This window comes from Sphingomonas xanthus, from assembly GCF_007998985.1.
GTDB lineage: Bacteria > Pseudomonadota > Alphaproteobacteria > Sphingomonadales > Sphingomonadaceae > Sphingomicrobium > Sphingomicrobium xanthum.
The window spans coordinates 1,687,640-1,706,538 of sequence record NZ_CP041659.1 but is presented as its reverse complement, the minus strand read 5'-3'; the positions used below and the strand labels follow the sequence as shown (position 1 = coordinate 1,706,538).

Annotated in this window: 18 protein-coding genes and 1 tRNA gene; 9 read left to right on the top strand and 10 right to left on the bottom strand. The window is 63.7% G+C overall.

The window, feature by feature from the left end:
• The first annotated feature begins 44 nt into the window (after positions 1 to 44).
• A complete protein-coding gene (locus FMM02_RS08615) occupies positions 45 to 962 on the top strand; it encodes a diacylglycerol kinase family protein (protein WP_147494461.1) in 918 nt (305 codons plus the stop codon).
• Here the strand turns inward: FMM02_RS08615 and FMM02_RS08610 are convergent.
• From FMM02_RS08610 to FMM02_RS08585, 6 genes are read right to left on the bottom strand one after another with little or no spacing between them, the layout of a single operon-like run.
• Complete coding sequence (locus FMM02_RS08610; RefSeq protein WP_147494460.1) at positions 953 to 1,309, bottom strand: VOC family protein; 357 nt, start codon at positions 1,307 to 1,309, stop codon at positions 953 to 955. The two genes, FMM02_RS08615 and FMM02_RS08610, sit on opposite strands and share 10 nt — an antisense overlap.
• 5 nt (positions 1,310 to 1,314) lie before the next feature.
• On the bottom strand, positions 1,315 to 3,939 hold the full coding sequence (locus FMM02_RS08605; protein ID WP_147494459.1) for a valine--tRNA ligase: 2,625 nt from the start codon (positions 3,937 to 3,939) through the stop codon (positions 1,315 to 1,317).
• A 37-nt stretch (positions 3,940 to 3,976) separates the two neighbouring features.
• Positions 3,977 to 6,025, bottom strand: a complete 2,049-nt coding sequence (locus FMM02_RS08600; protein WP_147494458.1) for a S9 family peptidase — start codon at positions 6,023 to 6,025, stop codon at positions 3,977 to 3,979.
• Positions 6,026 to 6,065: 40 nt separating this feature from the next.
• Positions 6,066 to 6,476, bottom strand: a complete 411-nt coding sequence (locus FMM02_RS08595) for a DUF2497 domain-containing protein (protein WP_147494457.1) — start codon at positions 6,474 to 6,476, stop codon at positions 6,066 to 6,068.
• A gap of 15 nt (positions 6,477 to 6,491) precedes the next feature.
• Complete coding sequence (locus tag FMM02_RS08590) at positions 6,492 to 7,934, bottom strand: TolC family outer membrane protein (RefSeq protein ID WP_147494456.1); 1,443 nt, start codon at positions 7,932 to 7,934, stop codon at positions 6,492 to 6,494.
• Positions 7,935 to 7,952: 18 nt separating this feature from the next.
• Positions 7,953 to 8,600 (bottom strand): protein-L-isoaspartate O-methyltransferase family protein, encoded by a 648-nt coding sequence (locus tag FMM02_RS08585; protein ID WP_147494455.1) that lies wholly within the window; start codon positions 8,598 to 8,600, stop codon positions 7,953 to 7,955.
• Positions 8,601 to 8,747: 147 nt separating this feature from the next.
• Here FMM02_RS08585 and FMM02_RS08580 point away from each other — a divergent pair.
• The 4 genes from FMM02_RS08580 (at position 8,748) to FMM02_RS08565 (ending at position 10,540) form a co-directional block, all read left to right on the top strand.
• A tRNA-Cys gene (locus FMM02_RS08580) sits at positions 8,748 to 8,821 on the top strand.
• Positions 8,822 to 8,856: 35 nt separating this feature from the next.
• Positions 8,857 to 9,315: a copper chaperone PCu(A)C gene (locus tag FMM02_RS08575; protein ID WP_147494454.1), complete on the top strand. Its 459-nt coding sequence runs from the start codon at positions 8,857 to 8,859 to the stop codon at positions 9,313 to 9,315.
• Between the two features lie 4 nt (positions 9,316 to 9,319).
• Complete coding sequence (locus FMM02_RS08570) at positions 9,320 to 9,913, top strand: SCO family protein (protein WP_147494453.1); 594 nt, start codon at positions 9,320 to 9,322, stop codon at positions 9,911 to 9,913.
• Between the two features lie 138 nt (positions 9,914 to 10,051).
• Positions 10,052 to 10,540: an outer membrane beta-barrel protein gene (locus tag FMM02_RS08565; RefSeq protein ID WP_147494452.1), complete on the top strand. Its 489-nt coding sequence runs from the start codon at positions 10,052 to 10,054 to the stop codon at positions 10,538 to 10,540.
• Between the two features lie 49 nt (positions 10,541 to 10,589).
• Here FMM02_RS08565 and FMM02_RS08560 read toward each other — a convergent pair whose 3' ends face one another.
• Complete coding sequence (locus FMM02_RS08560; protein ID WP_147494451.1) at positions 10,590 to 11,456, bottom strand: alpha/beta fold hydrolase; 867 nt, start codon at positions 11,454 to 11,456, stop codon at positions 10,590 to 10,592.
• Between the two features lie 41 nt (positions 11,457 to 11,497).
• Between FMM02_RS08560 and FMM02_RS08555 the strand changes: the two genes are divergently transcribed.
• Both FMM02_RS08555 and astD read left to right on the top strand, forming a co-directional pair.
• The gene (locus FMM02_RS08555; protein ID WP_147494450.1) at positions 11,498 to 12,874 is read left to right on the top strand and encodes a protein adenylyltransferase SelO family protein; all 1,377 of its coding nucleotides are present in this window, start codon (positions 11,498 to 11,500) and stop codon (positions 12,872 to 12,874) included.
• A gap of 47 nt (positions 12,875 to 12,921) precedes the next feature.
• Positions 12,922 to 14,352, top strand: coding sequence for a succinylglutamate-semialdehyde dehydrogenase (astD, locus tag FMM02_RS08550; RefSeq protein WP_147494449.1), 1,431 nt, complete (start codon positions 12,922 to 12,924; stop codon positions 14,350 to 14,352).
• A gap of 3 nt (positions 14,353 to 14,355) precedes the next feature.
• On the opposite strand, the gene FMM02_RS08545 is transcribed toward astD, so the two are convergent.
• On the bottom strand, positions 14,356 to 14,868 hold the full coding sequence (locus tag FMM02_RS08545; protein ID WP_222703811.1) for a hypothetical protein: 513 nt from the start codon (positions 14,866 to 14,868) through the stop codon (positions 14,356 to 14,358).
• Positions 14,865 to 16,382: a replicative DNA helicase gene (locus FMM02_RS08540; protein WP_147494448.1), complete on the bottom strand. Its 1,518-nt coding sequence runs from the start codon at positions 16,380 to 16,382 to the stop codon at positions 14,865 to 14,867. The genes FMM02_RS08545 and FMM02_RS08540 overlap by 4 nt, the downstream gene beginning before the upstream one ends.
• A 131-nt stretch (positions 16,383 to 16,513) precedes the next feature.
• Here FMM02_RS08540 and dcd point away from each other — a divergent pair, with 131 nt between their 5' ends.
• The gene (gene dcd / locus FMM02_RS08535; protein WP_147494447.1) at positions 16,514 to 17,068 is read left to right on the top strand and encodes a dCTP deaminase; all 555 of its coding nucleotides are present in this window, start codon (positions 16,514 to 16,516) and stop codon (positions 17,066 to 17,068) included.
• Positions 17,065 to 18,291, top strand: a complete 1,227-nt coding sequence (gene kynU / locus FMM02_RS08530) for a kynureninase (protein ID WP_147494446.1) — start codon at positions 17,065 to 17,067, stop codon at positions 18,289 to 18,291. Before dcd ends, kynU begins: the two co-directional genes overlap by 4 nt.
• Here the strand turns inward: kynU and FMM02_RS08525 are convergent.
• On the bottom strand, positions 18,284 to 18,874 hold the full coding sequence (locus tag FMM02_RS08525) for an NADPH-dependent FMN reductase (protein ID WP_147494445.1): 591 nt from the start codon (positions 18,872 to 18,874) through the stop codon (positions 18,284 to 18,286). The two genes, kynU and FMM02_RS08525, sit on opposite strands and share 8 nt — an antisense overlap.
• Positions 18,875 to 18,899 lie beyond the last annotated feature (25 nt).

The following is an 18,899-nucleotide window of genomic DNA, read 5'->3' as shown; positions in this document are numbered from 1 at the left end:
CAAAGCGTGAAGGAAATAAAGCCGGTGCCGCGCATTGAGCGGTCATGAACGAAGCGCTGCCCAAACAGGCGATCCTGGTCGTCAACGCTATGAGTCGCCGCGGCGCCGATGCCTTTGACACAGCATGTGCCGGGCTGGCGAAGGCGGGAGTGACCTTGATCGATACGATCGCCGTAACCGAGCCCGACAAGATGGATGCAGCGGTGATCGACGCGATCAGCCGGGCGCCAATGGTCATCGTCGGCGGAGGCGATGGGTCGCTGTCGTCCAACGTTGATCATTTTGTCGGGACTGGCACGGTATTCGCCTTCTTGCCGCTGGGCACCGCCAACAGCTTTGCCAAGACGTTGGGGATGAGCGATGACCTTGATGAAGCGATCCAGGTCATAGCCAACGGGCGGCGGCGGCGGATCGACTTGGGCGTGATCGACGGCGACTATTTCGTGAATGCCGCAGCATTGGGCCTGAGCCCGCTGATCGCCGACACAGTGCCGCACAAGCTCAAGAAATATCTCGGCATGGTCGGCTATTTCCTGTGGGCTATGCGGGTCGCGTTCAAGTTCCGACCATTCCGCCTGCGGGTGACGCTGGACGACGGGCGCGTGGTGAAGGCCTGGGCTACCGAGGCGCGGATCGCCAACGGCAGCCATCATGGGGGAGTCGAACTCGTCGAGGACCAGTCGCTCGACAGCGGCAAGATCGTCATTCAGGCGGTAACCGGCAAAAGCCTGTGGGGCCTCGCCTGGAGCTGGTTTGCGACCCTGTTCAAATTGCGCAGGCGCAAGCTGACGGTAACGGAATGGTGGGGCCAATCGCTTCGGCTGGAAGCGAGGCCGCGCCAGAAGATCAGCATCGACGGCGAAATTGCCGCCAAGACCCCGGTCAGCGTCAAGATTGCGGATGAGGCGATCGACATCGCCGCCCCAACCAGGGCGCAGTCAACTGCGAGCGATCAGCCGTAGACCGTCAATTCCAGCCGCATTCCGTCCGGGTCCTTAAAGAAGGTGGCGATCTCCGTCCCGAGTCGCTGCTTGTCGGGCACTTCGAAACCGGCGACTGCCATCGCTTCTCGGACACGGTCGAGAGCCGCCTCGTTGGGCGCGGTGAAACCGAGATGGTTGAGGCCGGGACCATAGCGTTCATAGTCTGCCGTTCCGGACCGCGCCTTCTTAAGGTCGATCGCTACGCCCCCGTCGTACCAAACGTGGTCGCGGGTCTTGTCGAAGCCGAGAAGCGGAAGAATCGTCGAATACCAAGGCAGACTTTGATCCAGGGAGCGCACCATGATGACGACATGATCGAGCTTCACTTTAGTCAGCCCAGCCGTTCAAGCGCCGCCCGGTAGCGTTCGGCGTCCGCTGACTTAGCTTCGTGGTCGGAGCGCGCCTTTTCGATAGCCTCGGGCTTGGCCCGCTCGACGAAATTGGAATTGGCAAGGCGGGCGGCGAGTGAGTCCCGTTCCTTCTCTGCCGAAAGGACCGCCTTCGACAACCGGGCCCGCTCCGCGCCGAGATCGATCACTCCTTCCAGCGGAAGCGAGAAGGTCGCGCCTTCGACGACAACCTGCGCCGCGCCTGATTCCGCGAATGGAGAAAGCTGGACTGACTCCAGCCTCGCCAACCGCGACAGCATTGCATGGTGCCGCTCGAGGCGCGCCGCGAGCTTGTCGTCGGCGTCACCGGCGAACAGGCTAAGCCTAGCCGACGGAGGGACGCTGAGCTCGGTCCGGGCGGAACGGATTTCGCCGACCAGCGCGACCAGCCATTCAATTTCCGACTTGGCCTCTCGATCGACCTCAGCTTGCGGCTCGGGCCATTTGGCAACGATCAGATCGTAGGGCCGCTTCCCCATCGAATGCCACAGCTCTTCGGTGACGAAGGGCATGAACGGGTGGAGCATGACCAGGATCTGGTCGAACGCCCAGGCGGCGACGGTTCGGGTCTCCTCGTCCCAGGCGCCCTTCACCAGCTCGACATACCAGTCGCAGAAGGTGCCCCAGGTAAACTGGTAAATGGCGTCCGCCATGCCGTCGAAGCGCAACTCGTCGAACGCCTTGTCGAGGCGAGCGAGCGTCTCGACGACTTCTCCGATGATCCAGCGGTTGACGGGAAGCTGCGCCTCGGGCGCGGCGATGGCGTGCGATGCGCCGACGCCATTGCCCTGGAGGAAGCGGGCGGCGTTCCACAGCTTGGTGGCAAAGTTGCGATAGCCTTCAACCCGCTTTTCATCGAGCTTGATGTCGCGGCCTTGGCTTTCCATTGCCGCCAGCGTGAAGCGCAGCGCATCGGCGCCATATTTGTCGATCAGTCCGAGCGGGTCGACCGTATTACCCTTCGACTTGGACATTTTGGCGCCCTGCGCGTCGCGCACCAGCCCGTGGAGATAGAGAGTCTTCCAGGGAACTTCGCCCATGAATTCGATGCCCTGCATCGCCATGCGCGCGTCCCAGAAGAACAGGATATCGAAACCGGAAATGAGGACGTCATTGGGATAGTGGCGCTGGGCGTCGGCGGTCGGTTCCGGCCATCCGAGCGTCGCGAACGGCCACAAGGCGGAGGAGAACCAGGTATCGAGCACGTCCTCGTCCTGACGCAGGGCAACACCCTCGCCGGCATGCTGTTGCGCCTCCTCAATTGTTTCTGCCACGAAAACATTGCCATCCGCATCAAACCAGGCGGGGATGCGATGGCCCCACCACAACTGGCGCGAAACGCACCAAGGCTGGATATTCTCAAGCCAGTTGAACCAGGTCTTCGACCAGCTTTCCGGCACGATCCTGATCTTGCCCGCCCGGGTCGCGTCGAGCACCGGGCCGACCAGCTTTTCCGCATCGACATACCATTGGTCAGTGAGCCAGGGTTCGATGACCGCGTTCGATCGGTCGCCATAGGGCGTGGCGATGGTCCGGTCCTCGACCTTGACCAGCGCGCCCTCGGCCTCCAGCCGCTCGACAACCTGTTTGCGGGCGTCGAAGCGGTCGAGGCCAATCAGGTCCGCCGAAATCAGTCCGTCCTGTACCTGGCAAACCCGCGCCTGCCCGTCGAGCATGTTGAGCATCTCGCCGGGCTTGAGTCCGGCGCGCTTTCCGACCTCATAATCGTTGAAGTCATGCCCCGGGGTGATCTTGACCGCGCCCGATCCCAGTTCGGGGTCAGCGTGCTGGTCGGTGATGACGGGAATGAGCCGCCCGGTAATTGGCTGGCGGATCATCTTGCCTACCATCGCCGTGTAGCGCGGGTCGTCAGGATGGACGGCGACCGCCATGTCGGCGAGCATCGTTTCCGGACGGGTCGTCGCCACCTCGATCGCGCCGCTGCCGTCGTCAAGCGGATAGCGCAATGTCCAGAACTTGCCTGCGACTTCGCGAGTCTCGACTTCAAGGTCCGAAATCGCGGTTTGGAACTTGGGATCCCAGTTCACCAGCCTCTTGTCGCGATAGATGAGGCCGCGCTGGTGCATCTCGACGAACACCTTGAGGACCGCGGCGGAAAAGCCCTTGTCCATGGTGAACCGCTCGTTCGACCAGTCGCAAGATGCGCCCAGCCGGCGAAGCTGGCGGGTTATCGCACCGCCCGATTGCGCCTTCCATTCCCAGACATGCTCCAGGAACTTGTCACGGCCGAGGTCGGCGCGCTTGACGCCCTGGCTGTCGAGGTTGCGTTCGACCACCATCTGGGTTGCGATCCCGGCGTGGTCGGTGCCGACCACCCACAGCGCGTCCTTGCCCTGCATCCGGGCATGGCGGGTCAGGATGTCCTGCAATGTATTGTCGAGCGCGTGGCCGATATGGAGCGAGCCAGTAACGTTGGGTGGCGGCATGACGATGGTGAAGGGCACCGCCTCGTCGCGCGCCGGGCGGAACAGCCCCTCACGCTCCCAATGGGCATACCAGCGAGCCTCGAGTGGACCCGGTTCAAACGTCTTGGAAAGCTCGGTCATGCGGCGCGCCTAAACAGGGTAGCGCCGCACTGCAACATCAGTTGGCCGCCGGCCCCATCCAGCGGTCGAGCCACCTGAACACCTCGTCATACCATTGGATCGAATTCTTGGGCTTGAGCACCCAATGGTTTTCATCGGGAAAAACCAGCAGCCGCGACGGGATGCCCTTGCGCTGGAGTGCGGTGAAACTGGCCAGTCCCTGCGAATAGGGAATGCGGAAATCCTTTTCGCCGGTGATTACCAGCATGGGCGTCTTCCATTCGGTCACATAGTTGACCGGGTTCCATTTTTCATAGGCCGCCGGGTCCTCATGATAGGCCTTCTGCCCATGCTCCCACTCGGTGAACCAAAGCTCCTCGGTTTCATAGGCCATGGCTCGCTGGTCGAACACGCCGTCATGCTGGACGAGGCAGTTGAACGCATCGGGCCAGCGGCCGGCGATCCAGTTCATCATATAACCGCCATAGCTTGCGCCGAGCGCGCACTTGCGGCTTCCGTCGAGCTGCGCATCGCTGGCCAGCGCATGGGCAAGGCCTTTTCGCAGGTCCTCGAGTGGCCAGCCGCCCCAATTGTTCTGGATACTGTCGGTGAAGGCTTGGCCGTAACCGGTCGAGCCATGGAAATCGACGCTGACCACCGCATAGCCCGGCGCCGAGAACAGCCGCGAGTTCCAGCGGTAAGACCAGCCGTTTCCGAAACTGCCCTGCGGCCCGCCATGGACAACAAACGCGATCGGCAGCTTGCCGGCCGCGCCTTGCGGCTTAAGCTTGAAGCCCCACACCTTATCATTATTGGCACCGGTGAAGCTGAACTTTTCAAAGGTCACCGGATCGAGCTCTGCAAGCAGGTCGCGGTTGACGTTGGTCAGTTGCGCCACCTTGCCGCGCGCGTCGACGCGATAAAGGTCGTCTGGCGCCTTGATGCTGTTCGAAGTAAACAGCACCGCGCCTCCCGGAAGCGCGACGGCATTGTTCGCGGTTCCCTCCGCCGTCAGACGCGTCGCCCGTCCGGTTGCAACATCGATCCGGTAGAGCGGATGTTCGAGCACTTCCTGCACCCCGACGATGAGACTCCTGCCGTCCTTGGCCCAGGCGACGCTTCCAACCGACCGGTCCCAGCCCTGGGTCAGCGCGCGGGTTTGGCCGCTGGCGATGTCGCGCAGCATCAACACTTGCCGGTCGGCTTCGTAGGTCGGCCGCGCCATGGCGACATAGGCCAGTGTCCGCCCGTCAGGCGACACGGTCGGCAGCGTGTCCGTCGCGTCATTGGCGTCGGTGAGGTTTACTGGCGCCGCGCTACCGTCGGCTGGAGCCGCGAAAATGTCGAGATTGGTCGAGGTGGCCTCGATCCGGCCGGCATCGCGAAGGGTGAAATAGACGGTGCGACCATCGGGCGACCAGTCGATTTCCTCGCCGCCGCCGAAGGGCTTGGAAGGGGTGTCGCCATCAAGGTCGCCGGTCAGACGAACGCCGCCGCCAACCAGCTTTCCGTCCGCGACCGGATAAGCATAGATTCGGGAACGGACGCCGGGTTCAACCCAGCTGTCCCAATGGCGGACGAACAGCTGGTCATAGGTCCGGCCCGATCCTTCGGGCTTGGCCGGGAAAGTGGTCGCAGCGCAGGCCAGGTCCGGGCAATCGGGGCGATCCGCCCAGACGATGACCCGGTCGCCCCGAGGCGACAGCTTGAACCCCGAGATCTCGGCTCCGAAATCGCTGATCTGGGTCGCCGCGCCGCCGATGGGCAAGCGAAACAGCTGGGTCCGGTCGTTGACGCTCTTCAGGAAATATATCGCGCCATCGGGGCCCCATGCGGCGCTGTTCCCGCCTTCAGTCCCCGCCACTTGCCGGGGGGCGGCGCCGCGGCCGTTGAGGTCGAGCAAGTAGATGGGATTGCGGCGGCGGTTGGCCGACAGGTCGGTCTGTGACAGGGTGAACATTGCCCAGCGGCCGTCGGGTGAAACGCTCGGCGCCCCGAGCCGCCGCATCATGTGCATGTCGGTGGCGGTCATTGGCCGGGCCAGCGACGGGGTGGAGATCAGGGCGGCGGCCGCGACGCTTGCGGCAAGTGCGATGCGCTTCAACATGGGGACTGGCGTAGCAAGCCACGCTGCCCGCTGCCAAGCCTTAGAGCGGGCGCCCGGTAATACGGTGAATTTCGCGCTTCACATGTTCATCAACGATGCCCGGCAGATTGTCGTCGAGCCATTGCTTGAGGATCGGGCGAAGCAGGTCGCGCACCATCTCCTCCAAAGGATTGGCCTGCGGCGCGGGCGGCGGGGCGGAAGCAGCGACGCTGGCGAGTGCTTCGAGCCTCTGACGGCTGCTGTCGGCGGCACCATCCTCGAGCAGCGGCGGCCCGAGATCAAGCGGCGGAACTTCGGGCGCTGTCATGCTCGCGTCGAGTTCGAGCACGTCCTCGTCATCCGGATCGGCAGCTTCGACCGGAGGCGCCGCAGCGCGGATTTCCTTTTCCTCGGCAATCACGCGTTTAATCGACGCGAGAATGTCTTCCATCGAAGGTTCGCGGGCAGCCATGGCCAACCCTATTGCCTATCGCGAAGCGGGAGTCACGCCCTGAGGCTGCTCTTCCGGCGTCACCGTGCTGGTTGCCACTGGGTCGTGGCGCGGCTCGCCGGCCCAGTCACTCCAGCTATTGGCAACGCGCCGATAATTGCCGAGCGGATCGTACAGCGGGCCGCCGTCAAGTCCAAGGTCGTCAGCCTCGGCCTGTCCCATGGCGTTCAGCAACTGGAAGCCGGCCACATATTGATCGCGACGCACGGTAACCAGCGCCACCTGGCTATTGAGCAATTCCTGCTCGGCGTTGAGGACCTCGAGAATGGTGCGGGTGCCGATGCTGTTTTCGGCGCGCGCGCCTTCAAGGGCCAGTTCATTGGCGCTCACTGCGGTCTGGTTCGACGCAATGGCATTGGTCGCGGCCTGAAAGCTGGCAAACGCCGACCGGGTGGCGGCAACTACCGCCCGTTCGGTGCCGATGCGCTGCTCCAGCGCCTGGCCTTCCAGCGCCTGCGTCTGACGGATCCGCGCGGCCGGAAGGCCGCCCTGATACAGCGGGACCCGAGCGGAAACGCCGACGCTGGTCGCAGTGCCCGACCGCGGGAGCGGCCCGGTGTTGCCCGACAACGTGTTGGCATAATCCCCCGACAGCACGCCGGAAACGCTTGGCAGGCGCGCGCCCCGCGCCGACCGGACATCGTAGCCAGCGGCTTCGGCCTGGCGGGCCACGGCGATCAGGTCGGGATTGTTGGCAAGCGCGATCCGCACAGCTTCATCGGCACTCGCCGGTAATGGCGGGAGCGGCGGCGGCGGCTGCAGCACGCCGGGATTGCGGCCGATCACGCGGCGGTAATTTTCTTCGCTGGCGACGAGGCGCGACCGGGCGAGCGCCAGACTGCTGTTGGCCAGCTGCAGCCGAGCTTCCGACTGGGCCACGTCGGTCCGCGTGACGTCGCCGATCTCGAAACGGTCGCGGGTCGCCTGCAGGTTGGTATCAAGGACGCGGGTTTGATTCTCGTTCAGTTCGACGATCGCCCGATCGCGAATAACGTCCATGTAGGCGGCTACCGCCTCGGTGAAGACATCGCCTTCGACTGCGCGCAATGTCGCCCGCCCGGCTTCGACCCGGGTCTTGGTTGCCTCGATATTGTTGCGGACGCTGCCCCCCTGGAACAGCGGATAGCTGAGGTCGACACCGCCGGTCAGGAATGGCCCCTTTGTCCCCCCGGTATCGAACCGGCCGCTGCGGGTGAGGTCACGGGTCAGGCCAGCCGTGGCGGAAACCTGCGGGCGACCGGCGGCGCGCGCGATCGCTACCCCGGCATCGGTCGCCTTCAAGGATTCGCGCTGCGCGGTCAGCGTGGGATTTGCCTGGTAGGTCGAATTGAGCGCATCGCGCAGCGTATCGGCCGAGGCCGTGCCGCTGGCGAGCAAGATAAGGAGCGACGCGGCGGCAAACTTACGGGTCACAAGCATGGCTCCTTCTGGATGCCTTCAGAAGATGAAAACAGGCGGTCTTTCGAAGCCGGGAAGAACGGCGGCGTCGGCGTCGACGATGGTGCGCATTCCCAACCGGCCGGCGGCACAGCGGCCGACCACGAGGCGGGTCACGCCGCGGTCGACAATCGCGCAAGCGAGCACGCCATTATCGGCAAGCTGCTTGACGAGGGCATCCGGAACATCCGCAACCGCGCCGTCAATCAGGATCAGGTCGTAAGGGGCACCCTTGGGCCAGCCCTTGGTCAGTTCGCCGGAGCGGGATTCGATATTCGCGGCGGCGGCGATCGCGGCCAGATCGGCATCCGATTCCAGCGAGGTGACATCAAGCCCGATCGTCTCGAGGATCGCAGCCGAATAGCCGGTCCCCGATCCGACCACGAGGGCCCGCTGGCCGGGACGAGGCGCAGCCTCGCTCAACAGCCGGCCAAGCGCAGCCGGCGGCATCATCGCCCGCCCGTTGCCGGTCTTCAGCGGCCGGTCGAAATAGGCGAAGGCCCGGGCCTCTTCCGGAACGAACCGCTCCCGCTCGACGCGCGCCATCGCGGCCAGCACGTTACGGTCGGTCACGCCCAGCGGTCGAAGCTGGCTGTCGACCATCATTCGGCGGGCAATGGCGAAATCTTGCATCGGATCCTCGTTCATGCGCGACTGTTATATTGCACTAATACAGTCGATGTTCAAGCGCCCCCATATCCTTTGACGCAAGGTGCGCCAAGCCGTTGCCGCCCCCGTTCGTCGAAAGCGTTGGTTGACAAGCGGCGGCACCTGCCGCCAAAGGCCGCCCCGCGAGGCCCGATGGCGGAGTGGTGACGCAGAGGACTGCAAATCCTTGCACCCGGGTTCGATTCCCGGTCGGGCCTCCAGACAGATTGCTTATGGCCAGGGTTGCAACGCCCCTATGTATCGAACGCTAATCGCGCTGACATTGGTACTGGCAGCCTGCCAGCAAACCCCCGAAGCGCAAAACCAGCAGGCTGGGCAGGCCGGGGCGAGCGTCGTCGTGACCGACGTCTGGGCCCGTGCCACTGCGCCTGGCCAGGCGACCGGCGCCCTTTATCTCACCATCGACAATCCGGGCGCGACGGCGGACGAATTGGTCGCCCTGTCAACCGACCGGGCGGCGACGGCGATGGTCCACGAGACCCGCACGGAAAATGGCTTGTCGAGGATGCGGATGCTTGAAAGGCTGGCGATCCCAGCCGGGGCAACGGTGGAACTCCGGCCGGGCGGCACTCATGTCATGCTGGACGGCACCGAGCCGATGAGCGCCGGCGAGACATTCGACCTTGAGCTGCGCTTCGCCAGGGCCGGCGCCCAGGTTGTTCCGGTCACCGTGGTCGAGCCCGGAGCCCGTTGAGCCGATGGCCAAGCTTCGCATCGTGCTGTGGGCTCTGGTCGGCCTTGCCGCGCTCGCCGGGATTTACCTGTCGCTCAAGCCGCCGCAGCCGCTGCCCGCGTCGCAAGAAACGGTGATGACCAGCATTGGCGGCCCGTTCACCCTGGTCGATGGCCATGGACAGCCGTTCAGCAGCGCAAAGCTCAACGGCAAGCCTGCGGCGATCTTCTTCGGCTTCACCCATTGCCCGGACGTGTGTCCGACGACGTTGGCCCGGCTCGCCCGGCTTCGCCAGCAGCTTGGCAAGGGCGACGATGCCTTCCGCATCGTGTTCATCAGCGTGGATCCCGAACGGGACAAGCCCGAAGACGTCGGCAAGTATAGCCAGCTTTTCTCTACGCCGGTGATCGGGCTGACCGGCTCTCCGGCGCAGGTCGAGCAGGTCAAGAAGCAGTTCAACGTCTATTCCGAGAAGGTCCCCGCCGGTGGGGGCGGCTATAGCGTCGACCACACGGCGACCATCTTCCTGATGGACGGCAATGGGGGGTTTGAGTCGACCATTTCCCCAGAGGAAGGGGAAGCCGTCGCACTTCAGAAATTGCAGCGGCTGACTGTTTAACTGCTGTAATACGCCGACGCAGCTCGCCCGTTCGTCGAACAAATCTAGATTGCGGTATTGCGTTTTAAATTTGCGATAGTATGAGCCGCGCGGCCCGCCTTTCCTGGCGGGCATTTTTCTTGAACGAGGTATTCTCAAGTGAACCGCATTCTCATTGCGGCGGCTCTGGCCGCCACTGTCGCCACCCCGGCTTTCGCGCAGGACGCGGCCCCGGTCACCACCTTCACCGGCGCTCGCGTCAGTGCCGAAATCGGCCTCGCCGACGACGACCTGTTTGGCACCGAAGCCTTCACTTACGGCGTTGACGCCGGCTATGATTTCGACCTCGGCGCAGCCGTTGCCGGCCTGACCGTCGGTCTCCAGGACACCGACGAAACCGGTCGTGAATTCTTCGCCGGCGGCCGCGTTGGCGCCAAGGTTGGCAGCAACGCGCTGGTCTATGCCACCGTCGGTTATGCCAACCTCAAGGTGTTCGACGGCCTGAAGGTCGACGGCGTTCGCTTCGGCCTCGGTGTCGAAGCCGCTCCGGCCCGCAACTTCTTCGTGAAGGCCGAACAGCGCTACACCAACTACGAGCTGGGCGGCGAAGCCTACCAGACCGTCATCGGCGCCGGCGTCCGCTTCTAAGCGACAGCTGGTTCGATTGGGAAAAGGGCGGCCTTCGGGTCGCCCTTTTTTATTCTGCTGCGATGACCCGGTCGAGAAGCCGCTCCAGCGCAGCGCGCGATTGCGGCTCTTCAAGGTTGGGCGTGTGGCCGGTCACCGGTACGACCGCCAGTTCGGCGTCCCCGGGCAGCGCGGCGACCATCTTTTCGGCGACTTCGACCGACAGAAGATCGCTGTTCTCGCCCCTCAGGATGGTCACCGGCCGCCCCGCCAGCGCGCAGTAGAGATGCCATAGTTCGGCCTGCGGCCCTTCGGTCGCGGCGCGAAAATTGGCGGCGATCCGCATGTCGTATTGGAACCGGACGCCATCGTCGGTCTGGTGGCATACCCGCGACGCGAAGGTCCGCCAGTCCTGCGAGGTCCAGTGCGGAAATTTGGCGCGGTTGCGGTCAGCGAGCTTTGCCGCGGCATCGTCCAGATCCGCATATCTTACATCTTGCCCAACGTAGGTTGCGATACGGTCGAGGCCCTTGCTGTCGACCACGGGACCGATATCGACCAACATCGCGCCGGCAATCCGCTCGGCGTCGGTCGAGGCCAGCAGCATGGTGCAGATCCCGCCAAGAGAGGTGCCGATGAACACCGCATCGGCAATCCCCTCCTGATCGAGTAATTTCAGGATGTCGGCGACATAATAATGGGGCGTGTAGCGGCTCGGGTCGGGGTCGTACTGGCTTTCGCCTCGCCCGCGCAGGTCAACACAGATCACCCGCCAGTCACCCGCACACTGCCGGGCCACCGGCTCGAAATCGCGCGCATTGCGGGTCAGGCCGGGAATGCACAGGATCGGAGGCTTGTCGCGCGGCCCCTCATAATCGCGGTAATGAAGCTTCAGCCCTTCAACACTATACCAATATCGGTCGGTCCAGCCGGCCATTGACGCTTCCCCCGGATTGCTCCCTCCCCTATCGCGGTCCAATGTCTTCACCGCAAGCGGATAGCAGCCCGCCGATCCTGAAGCTTGGCGATGCCTTTTACGATCAGGTGAGCCCGGCCGACTTCCCGGCGGCGATCGAACGTTTCGTCAACCGCCGCTGGGCGCAACGCGTCGGTCTTGGCGACATCGACTGGGAAAAACATTTCGCGCGCTTCGAACCGCTTGCCGGAAATCTGCCTGCCCCGCTCGCGCTGCGTTATCACGGGCATCAATTCCGGGTGTACAATCCCGATATCGGCGACGGGCGGGGGTTCCTGTTCGCGCAGCTGCGCGATGACCGGGGGCGTTTGCTCGATCTCGGCACCAAGGGCAGCGGACAAACGCCTTACAGTCGGCAGGGCGACGGGCGGCTGACCCTGAAAGGCGGCGTGCGCGAAGTCCTGGCAACCGAAATGCTCGAAGCGCTGGGCGTCAACACTTCGAAGAGTTTCGCCCTGTTCGAAACCGGGGAATCGCTTTGGCGGGGGGACGAGCCTTCCCCGACCCGCTCGTCGGTGCTGACCCGTCTCAACCATGGCCATGTCCGGATCGGCAGCTTCCAGCGGCTAGCCTTTTTCAACGACGCCGCGAATATCGCGAAACTGACGCGCTATTGCCTGCGGCACCTTCTCGACTTGCCCGTCGGCGACGATGCGGACAATGCGACACGCCTGCTCGATCATGTTTGCGCTACCACCGCGCAACTTGCGGCGAGCTATATCGCCGCCGGGTTCGTCCACGGCGTGCTCAATAGCGACAATATCAACATCACCGGGGAAAGTTTCGACTATGGCCCCTGGCGCTTCGCGCCGGAGTGGGACGAGCAGTTCACGGCGGCATATTTCGACCACGGCGGACTTTATGCGTTCGGTCGCCAGCCCGAGGCGATTCACTGGGACGTTGCCCAGCTGGCGGGCTGTCTGGCCCTGATCGGGGAGGCCCCGGCCCTGTCTGACCTGCTCGGCCAATGGCCGGCACGGTTCGAGGCGGCGCTGGTGGAGCGCATGCTCGGGCGGCTGGGGATTGCGCCAAGCGACGATGCCTCGGACCGCGTGCTATTGTCCGCGATGCTAACCGCGCTCCGATCGCGCATGGTGGGTATCGACCGTTTCTTCTTCGACTGGCGCGCGGGACGCATGCCCGAAGCGGAACACTACAGCGCCCCGCCCTTTGACACGTTGCGCACGATCCTGAAGGGTCGCGAGCGGCTGCAGCTTCACTCCTATTGGACCGATCCGGCTCCCTGTTCGATGCTGATCGAGGAAGTGGAGTCGATCTGGGCGGCGATCGCCGAACATGACGATTGGGCTCCGTTCGAAACCAAGATCCGCGCCGTCAGGCGGATGGGCGACGCCATGACGGCAGACGGCGCTGCTTGACCCGACGCTCCGGGCATGGGAACGCGCCACCGGGTGTTGGAGAGTAAATGAGCGAACTGATCGTTTCGACCGAGCCTGCGACGGGCGTTGAACTTTGGTCCGGACCGGTGGGGGACGCGGCGGCCGAAGTGGCCGCGGCGCGCGCCGCCTGGCCAGCCTGGGCCGCGCATTCGGTGACGTTCAGGATGGAGACGCTTCGCCGATTCGCCAATGTTGTTCGCGCCAAGGAAGCCGAATTCGCCGACCTCATCGCCCGGGAAACGGGCAAGCCTTCATGGGAAGCCAAGACCGAAGTCGCCGCGGTCGTCGGAAAAGTCGAGATATCGATCGAGGCCTATTGTGAGCGTACGCCGACACGCCGGCTGGAAGCTGCGATGGGCAACAAGGTCGCGGTTCGCCACAAGCCGCATGGCGTGCTGGCTGTGCTCGGGCCCTATAACTTCCCTGCCCACCTGCCCAACGGCCATATCGTTCCGGCGCTGATCGCCGGCAATGCGATCATCTTCAAGCCTTCAGAAAAGACCCCGGCAACCGGCGAGTTCCTCGTCCGGTGCTTTCACGAGGCAGGCGTCCCTGAAGGGGTGTTGAGGCTCCTTGTCGGAGGACCGGCGGAGGGCAAGCAACTAGCCGCACAGGATGGAATTGACGGACTACTTTTTACCGGTTCGGTTAACGCTGGCATCGCCCTTCACCGTCAGTTTGCCGATACTCCGAATAGAATCCTGGCGCTGGAGCTGGGCGGCAACAACCCCATCGTCGCTTGGGACGTAGCCGATGTCGCCGCCGCCGCGGCGATTATCGTCCAGTCGGCTTACCTGTCGGCGGGTCAGCGCTGCACCGCCGCTCGCCGGCTGATCGTCAAGGATGGTCAGCATGAGGAGCTGGTTGCGGAGATCGTCAAGCTGATCGACCGGATCATCGTCGATCACCCCCATGCCGACCCGCCGCCATTCATGGGGCCGGTGATCGACCAGATGGCCGCCGACATCCTTCAAGACCGTTTCCTCGGCCTGATGATGAAGGGGGGAAAGCCGATCCGGCGCCTCGACCGCCCGGACGAGGAACGGCCGTTCCTGACCCCGGCGCTGATCGACATGACCGATGCGCACGAACGGCTCGACGAGGAATTGTTCGGCCCGGTGCTGCAGATGATCCGGGTCAAGGATTTCGACGCAGCGATCGATGAGGCAAACGCTACACGGTTCGGTCTTGCCGCCAGCGTGCTGACCAAGGACCCGGGGCTTTACGACAAATTCTGGGCCAATGTCCGCGCCGGGGTGATCAACTGGAACAAGCCGACCAACGGGGCGCCGTCGGCGGCGCCTTTCGGCGGCGTCGGATTCAGCGGCAACCATCGGCCCAGCGCCTATTATGCCGCCGACTATTGCGCCTATCCGGTCACCAGCGTCGAATCCGACACCGTCCGCGGCGGCATCGCCAACGGGCTGCGTGATGCCTATGTCCCGACCGACGACTAAACTTCAGATTAGGCGGCTGTCATAGGCCCAGTGGAGCACCGCCTGCCGCTGCTTGCGGCGACAGCTGACGTCCCCGGGTTCGCAATGTTTGCGGATCTGGGCAATGTGTCGGCGCATTGCCTTCCAGCGGCCGATCTGCCGTCCGTCCTCGCCCGGCAGGCGGCGACCCAGATAATAGCGGCAATACCATTGGAACCAGCCGCGCGGATCATCCTCGTGGATCCAGCCCTTGCGGATCCATTCCGATAGCGGCTGGCTGGCGTCGACCCCGAAATAGTTGAGCGAGCAATCGCGCTTGCCCATCGCTAGCTTGGCTTTCGCAAACCATTCAGCGGGAAATTCGCCACGGCAATCCGTCAGATATTTTCCGCAGAACACCCCCAGCTCAAGCATCTGCCGCGGGGTCAACTCGGGTTGGAAATCCGGATCGAAATCCTGCCCGGGCGTAGCGGTGAGCTCGTAGCGATAGCCCTGCTGCATCCTGTCATTGACGATGACGCAGAGCCTGTTGCTCACCCGCGAATTTCCGGCAGATAATCGCCCTCTGCCGGATCGCTGAACTTGGTCACCCGACTATCGAACCGCATCTTGACCTTGCCGGTGGCGCCGTGGCGCTGCTTGGCAACGATCAGTTCCGCCATGCCATAGACGCGTTCCATGTCACGCTGCCATTGTTCATGGGCTTCGAACACCTTGGCATCGTCACCGTCGATCGGCCGCTTCGGCTCCTTCGCGGCGACATAGTAATCCTCGCGATAGACGAACCACACCATGTCGGCGTCCTGTTCGATCGAGCCTGACTCGCGAAGGTCCGACAGCATCGGCTTTTTGTCTTCGCGCTGCTCGACCGCGCGGCTGAGCTGGGACAATGCGACCACCGGAAGGTCGAGTTCCTTGGCAAGCTGCTTCAGGCCGCGGCTGATCTCGGAGATTTCCTGGACGCGGTTGTCGCCGGCCGTCCCCTTGCCCGAACCCTGGAGCAGCTGGAGATAGTCGACCACGACCATGCCGATGCCCTTTTGCCGCTTCAACCGGCGCGCGCGGGCGCGCAGCGACGCAATGGTCAGGCCGGGCGTGTCGTCGATATATAGCGGCAGGCTCGACAATTCGCCCGAGGCGCGGGCGAGGTTGCGGAATTCCTGCTGACTGATCTTGCCCATGCGCAGATTTTCGGAACTGATGCCCGACTGTTCGGCAAGGATACGGGTCGCGAGCTGGTCGGCCGACATTTCCAGGCTGAAAAAGGCAACCGGCGCGCCAGCCGATTTTTCGACTTCGATTCCGTCCTCCACGTCACGCAGGAAACGCTGGGCGGCGCTGAAAGCCATGTTAGTGGCAAGCGAGGTCTTGCCCATGCCCGGACGGCCTGCGAGGATCACGAGGTCGCTCTTGTGCAGACCGCCGACCTTCGCGTTGATCCCTTCAAGGCCGGTAGTGACCCCGCTAAGGTGGCCGCCGCTGTTGAGCGCCTTTTCGGCCTGCTTGACCGCAAGGATGCTGGCCTCGCCGAAGCTCTTGACCTTGCCTTCATTACCGCCTTCCTCGGCGACCCGGTAGAGTTCGCTTTCGGCCCGCTCGATCTGGGCCAGCGGGGCGACGTCCTCCGAAGTGTCGAGCGCGCCCTCGACCATGTCGCGGCCGACCCCGACCAGCGCACGCAACAGCGCAAGATCATAGATTTGGGCGGCAAAGTCGCGAGCCCCGATCACCGCCGCGCCCGACCCGGTCAGCTGGGCAAGATAGGCCGGCCCGCCGACTTCCTTCATGCCTTCATCGGCATCGAACATGGGCTTCAGCGTGACCGGATTCGCGACCATGTTGCGGTCGGTCATCCGCAGGATCGATTCATAGATGCGGCCGTGCAGCGGTTCGAAGAAATGATGCGGCTTCAGCCGGATCTGCACATCCTCGACCAGCCGGTTATCGATCATCAAGGCGCCGAGCAGCGCAGCCTCCGCTTCGATATTCTGCGGAAGAACGGGTGTTGCGGGAGCATCGGCCCCGCCAGCGATTCGAACAACTTCAGCCATGGCCGGGACCTTATGCCAGCCGAGTCCCGGGCTCCAGTAGGGGCCGGGATGCTTCGCGATTTAATCGTGGACGGCCCTGTGGATAAGGATCGGCGTTGCGCAGCCGCCACCGGGCGGGCTAGCCCAACGCCATGGCCATTCTTTCCGATCGCTGGATTCGCGACCAAGCCCTGTCCCACGGCATGATTGAACCGTTCGTCGAAGCGCAGCGCCGCGACGGATGCATCAGCTATGGCCTGTCCAGCTACGGCTATGACGCGCGGGTTGCCGACGAATTCAAGATTTTCACCAATGTCGACAGCGCGGTCGTCGATCCCAAGGATTTCGCCGCCAACAGCTTTGTCGACCGCCAGACCGACGTGTGCATCATCCCGCCCAACAGTTTCGCGCTGGCCCGAACGGTCGAATATTTCCGGGTGCCCGAGGATGTACTGGTGATCTGCCTGGGCAAGTCGACCTATGCCCGGTGCGGGATCATCGTCAACGTGACCCCGCTGGAGCCCGGCTGGGAAGGCCATGTCACGCTGGAATTTTCCAATACGACCCCGCTGCCGGCCAAAATCTATGCAAATGAAGGCGCCTGCCAGTTCCTGTTCCTCAAGGGCAATGAACGCTGCGAAGTGAGCTACGCCGACCGCGCCGGAAAATATATGGGACAGCGCGGCGTCACCTTGCCCAAACTGTGACCTTCGAAGACGCGAAGACGCGGGATGCGGCGGACAGCCTGGCGCATTGCCGGGAGCGGTTCCGGTTGCCGCCGGGCAAGATCTACCTTGATGGAAATTCGCTGGGCGCGATGCCAGCGTCGGTCCCGGACCGGATGGCCGAAGTCATCGACTGCGAATGGGGTGACGACCTTATCGAGAGCTGGAACAAGCATGACTGGATGGGCGCGCCGGAGCGGGTTGCCGGCCGGCTTGCGCCACTGGTTGGTGCCGAGCCAGACGAACTGCTCATCACCGATTCCACTTCGATCAACCTGTTCAAGCTGCTTGGTGCGGCGCTGGCAGCGCGGCCCAAACGCTCGGTGATCCTGTCGGAAGAAGGCAATTTCCCGAGCGATCTCTATGTCGCCCAAGGCATGGAAAGCTTCGTTCGCGGATCGCGACTGCAAACGGTCCCGACCGACGCGATCGCGGCATCGATCAGCGATGAAACCGCGGTCGTCATGCTGACGCACATCGATTATCGCGGCGGCGGGCGGCATGACATGAAGGCGATCAACGCTGCCGCGCACCGGGCCGGCGCGCTGACCCTGTGGGACTTGTCGCATAGCGCCGGTGCCCTTGCGATCGACCTTGATGGCGACGGTTGCGACCTGGCCGTCGGATGCGGCTATAAATATCTCAATGGGGGCCCGGGCGCGCCAGCCTTCCTCTTTGTCGCCCGGCACCTGGGAGGCGAGCTCAGCAACCCCCTGCCCGGGTGGATGGGCCATGCGGCGCCCTTTGCCTTCGATCCTGAGTATCGCCCATGCGAAGGGATCGGCCGATTTCGCACCGGAACTCCATCGATCCTTGGGATCACAGCGCTCGAGGCGGGCCTTGCGACGTTCGACGGCGTCTTCCTGACCTGCCTGGAGGCCAAATCCCGTTCGCTATCGGAGTTGTTTATCGGCGAGACCGAACGGCGCTGCGGCGGCCAGGTCAGGCTTGCCAGCCCACGCGAGCCGGAGGCCCGCGGAAGCCATGTCGTTTTCGCCCACCCGCATGGATATGCGGTCATGCGGGCATTGATCGAAGCCGGAGTAGTCGGAGACTTCCGCGAACCCGACCTGATGCGGTTCGGGTTCGCCCCGCTTTACAACAGTCACCAGGATGTCTGGCGGGCGGCGGAGGCGATTGGCCGGATCATCGCCAGCGGCGAGTGGGACCAGCCCCGCTTCCACGAACGGCGGCGCGTCATTTAGCCTTGCTCGTCCTCAGCAGATGGTCGCGCGCCTGGTGGATCGTATTGACCCATTCGGCGAAGGCATCGGCTAGCTTCTCGACCATCTTCTTGAGCGGCCCGTCGACCAGGCAGCCATCGGCGTCGAAGCTGTCGTCGGTGACGTTGCCAAGATAGGCCTCGGGCTGCTGCATCACGGGCATGTTGAGGAAGACGCAGGCTTGGCGAAGCTGATGGTTGGCTCCGAACCCGCCGATCGCGCCGGGCGAGGCGCTGATGATCGCCGCAGGCTTGCGGTCCCAAACGCTTCGCCCATAGGGCCGCGATCCGACGTCTATGGCATTTTTAAGGACGCCCGGGACGCCGCGATTATATTCCGGGGTGCAGAACAGGACGCCGTCCGCCGCCAGCACCTGGTCCCTGAACCGCATCCATTCGGCGGGCGGTTCCTTTTCCAGGTCCTGGTTGAACAGCGGCAGGTCGCCGATTTCGACCATCGCGCAGTCGAGATTGTCGTCACGGATGGCGCACATCGACCGGGCGATCTTGCGGTTGATGCTGCCTTCGCGAAGGCTGCCGACGATGATCGCGATCTTGTAAGGCATGGCGCGTCCCCTGCTGCTGACGGCT

What these genes read in the sequence shown, in the direction of transcription:
- FMM02_RS08615 (WP_147494461.1), top strand. Translation starts at nt 45, where the DNA reads ATGAACGAAGCGCTGCCCAAACAGGCGATCCTGGTCGTCAACGCTATG.
- dcd (WP_147494447.1), top strand. Translation starts at nt 16,514, where the DNA reads ATGGCCATTCTTTCCGATCGCTGGATTCGCGACCAAGCCCTGTCCCAC.
- FMM02_RS08590 (WP_147494456.1), bottom strand. Translation starts at nt 7,934, where the DNA reads ATGCTTGTGACCCGTAAGTTTGCCGCCGCGTCGCTCCTTATCTTGCTC.
- FMM02_RS08605 (WP_147494459.1), bottom strand. Translation starts at nt 3,939, where the DNA reads ATGACCGAGCTTTCCAAGACGTTTGAACCGGGTCCACTCGAGGCTCGC.
- FMM02_RS08555 (WP_147494450.1), top strand. Translation starts at nt 11,498, where the DNA reads ATGTCTTCACCGCAAGCGGATAGCAGCCCGCCGATCCTGAAGCTTGGC.
- FMM02_RS08575 (WP_147494454.1), top strand. Translation starts at nt 8,857, where the DNA reads ATGTATCGAACGCTAATCGCGCTGACATTGGTACTGGCAGCCTGCCAG.
- FMM02_RS08595 (WP_147494457.1), bottom strand. Translation starts at nt 6,476, where the DNA reads ATGGCTGCCCGCGAACCTTCGATGGAAGACATTCTCGCGTCGATTAAA.
- FMM02_RS08585 (WP_147494455.1), bottom strand. Translation starts at nt 8,600, where the DNA reads ATGAACGAGGATCCGATGCAAGATTTCGCCATTGCCCGCCGAATGATG.
- FMM02_RS08600 (WP_147494458.1), bottom strand. Translation starts at nt 6,025, where the DNA reads ATGTTGAAGCGCATCGCACTTGCCGCAAGCGTCGCGGCCGCCGCCCTG.
- FMM02_RS08525 (WP_147494445.1), bottom strand. Translation starts at nt 18,874, where the DNA reads ATGCCTTACAAGATCGCGATCATCGTCGGCAGCCTTCGCGAAGGCAGC.
- FMM02_RS08570 (WP_147494453.1), top strand. Translation starts at nt 9,320, where the DNA reads ATGGCCAAGCTTCGCATCGTGCTGTGGGCTCTGGTCGGCCTTGCCGCG.
- FMM02_RS08540 (WP_147494448.1), bottom strand. Translation starts at nt 16,382, where the DNA reads ATGGCTGAAGTTGTTCGAATCGCTGGCGGGGCCGATGCTCCCGCAACA.
- astD (WP_147494449.1), top strand. Translation starts at nt 12,922, where the DNA reads ATGAGCGAACTGATCGTTTCGACCGAGCCTGCGACGGGCGTTGAACTT.
- FMM02_RS08560 (WP_147494451.1), bottom strand. Translation starts at nt 11,456, where the DNA reads ATGGCCGGCTGGACCGACCGATATTGGTATAGTGTTGAAGGGCTGAAG.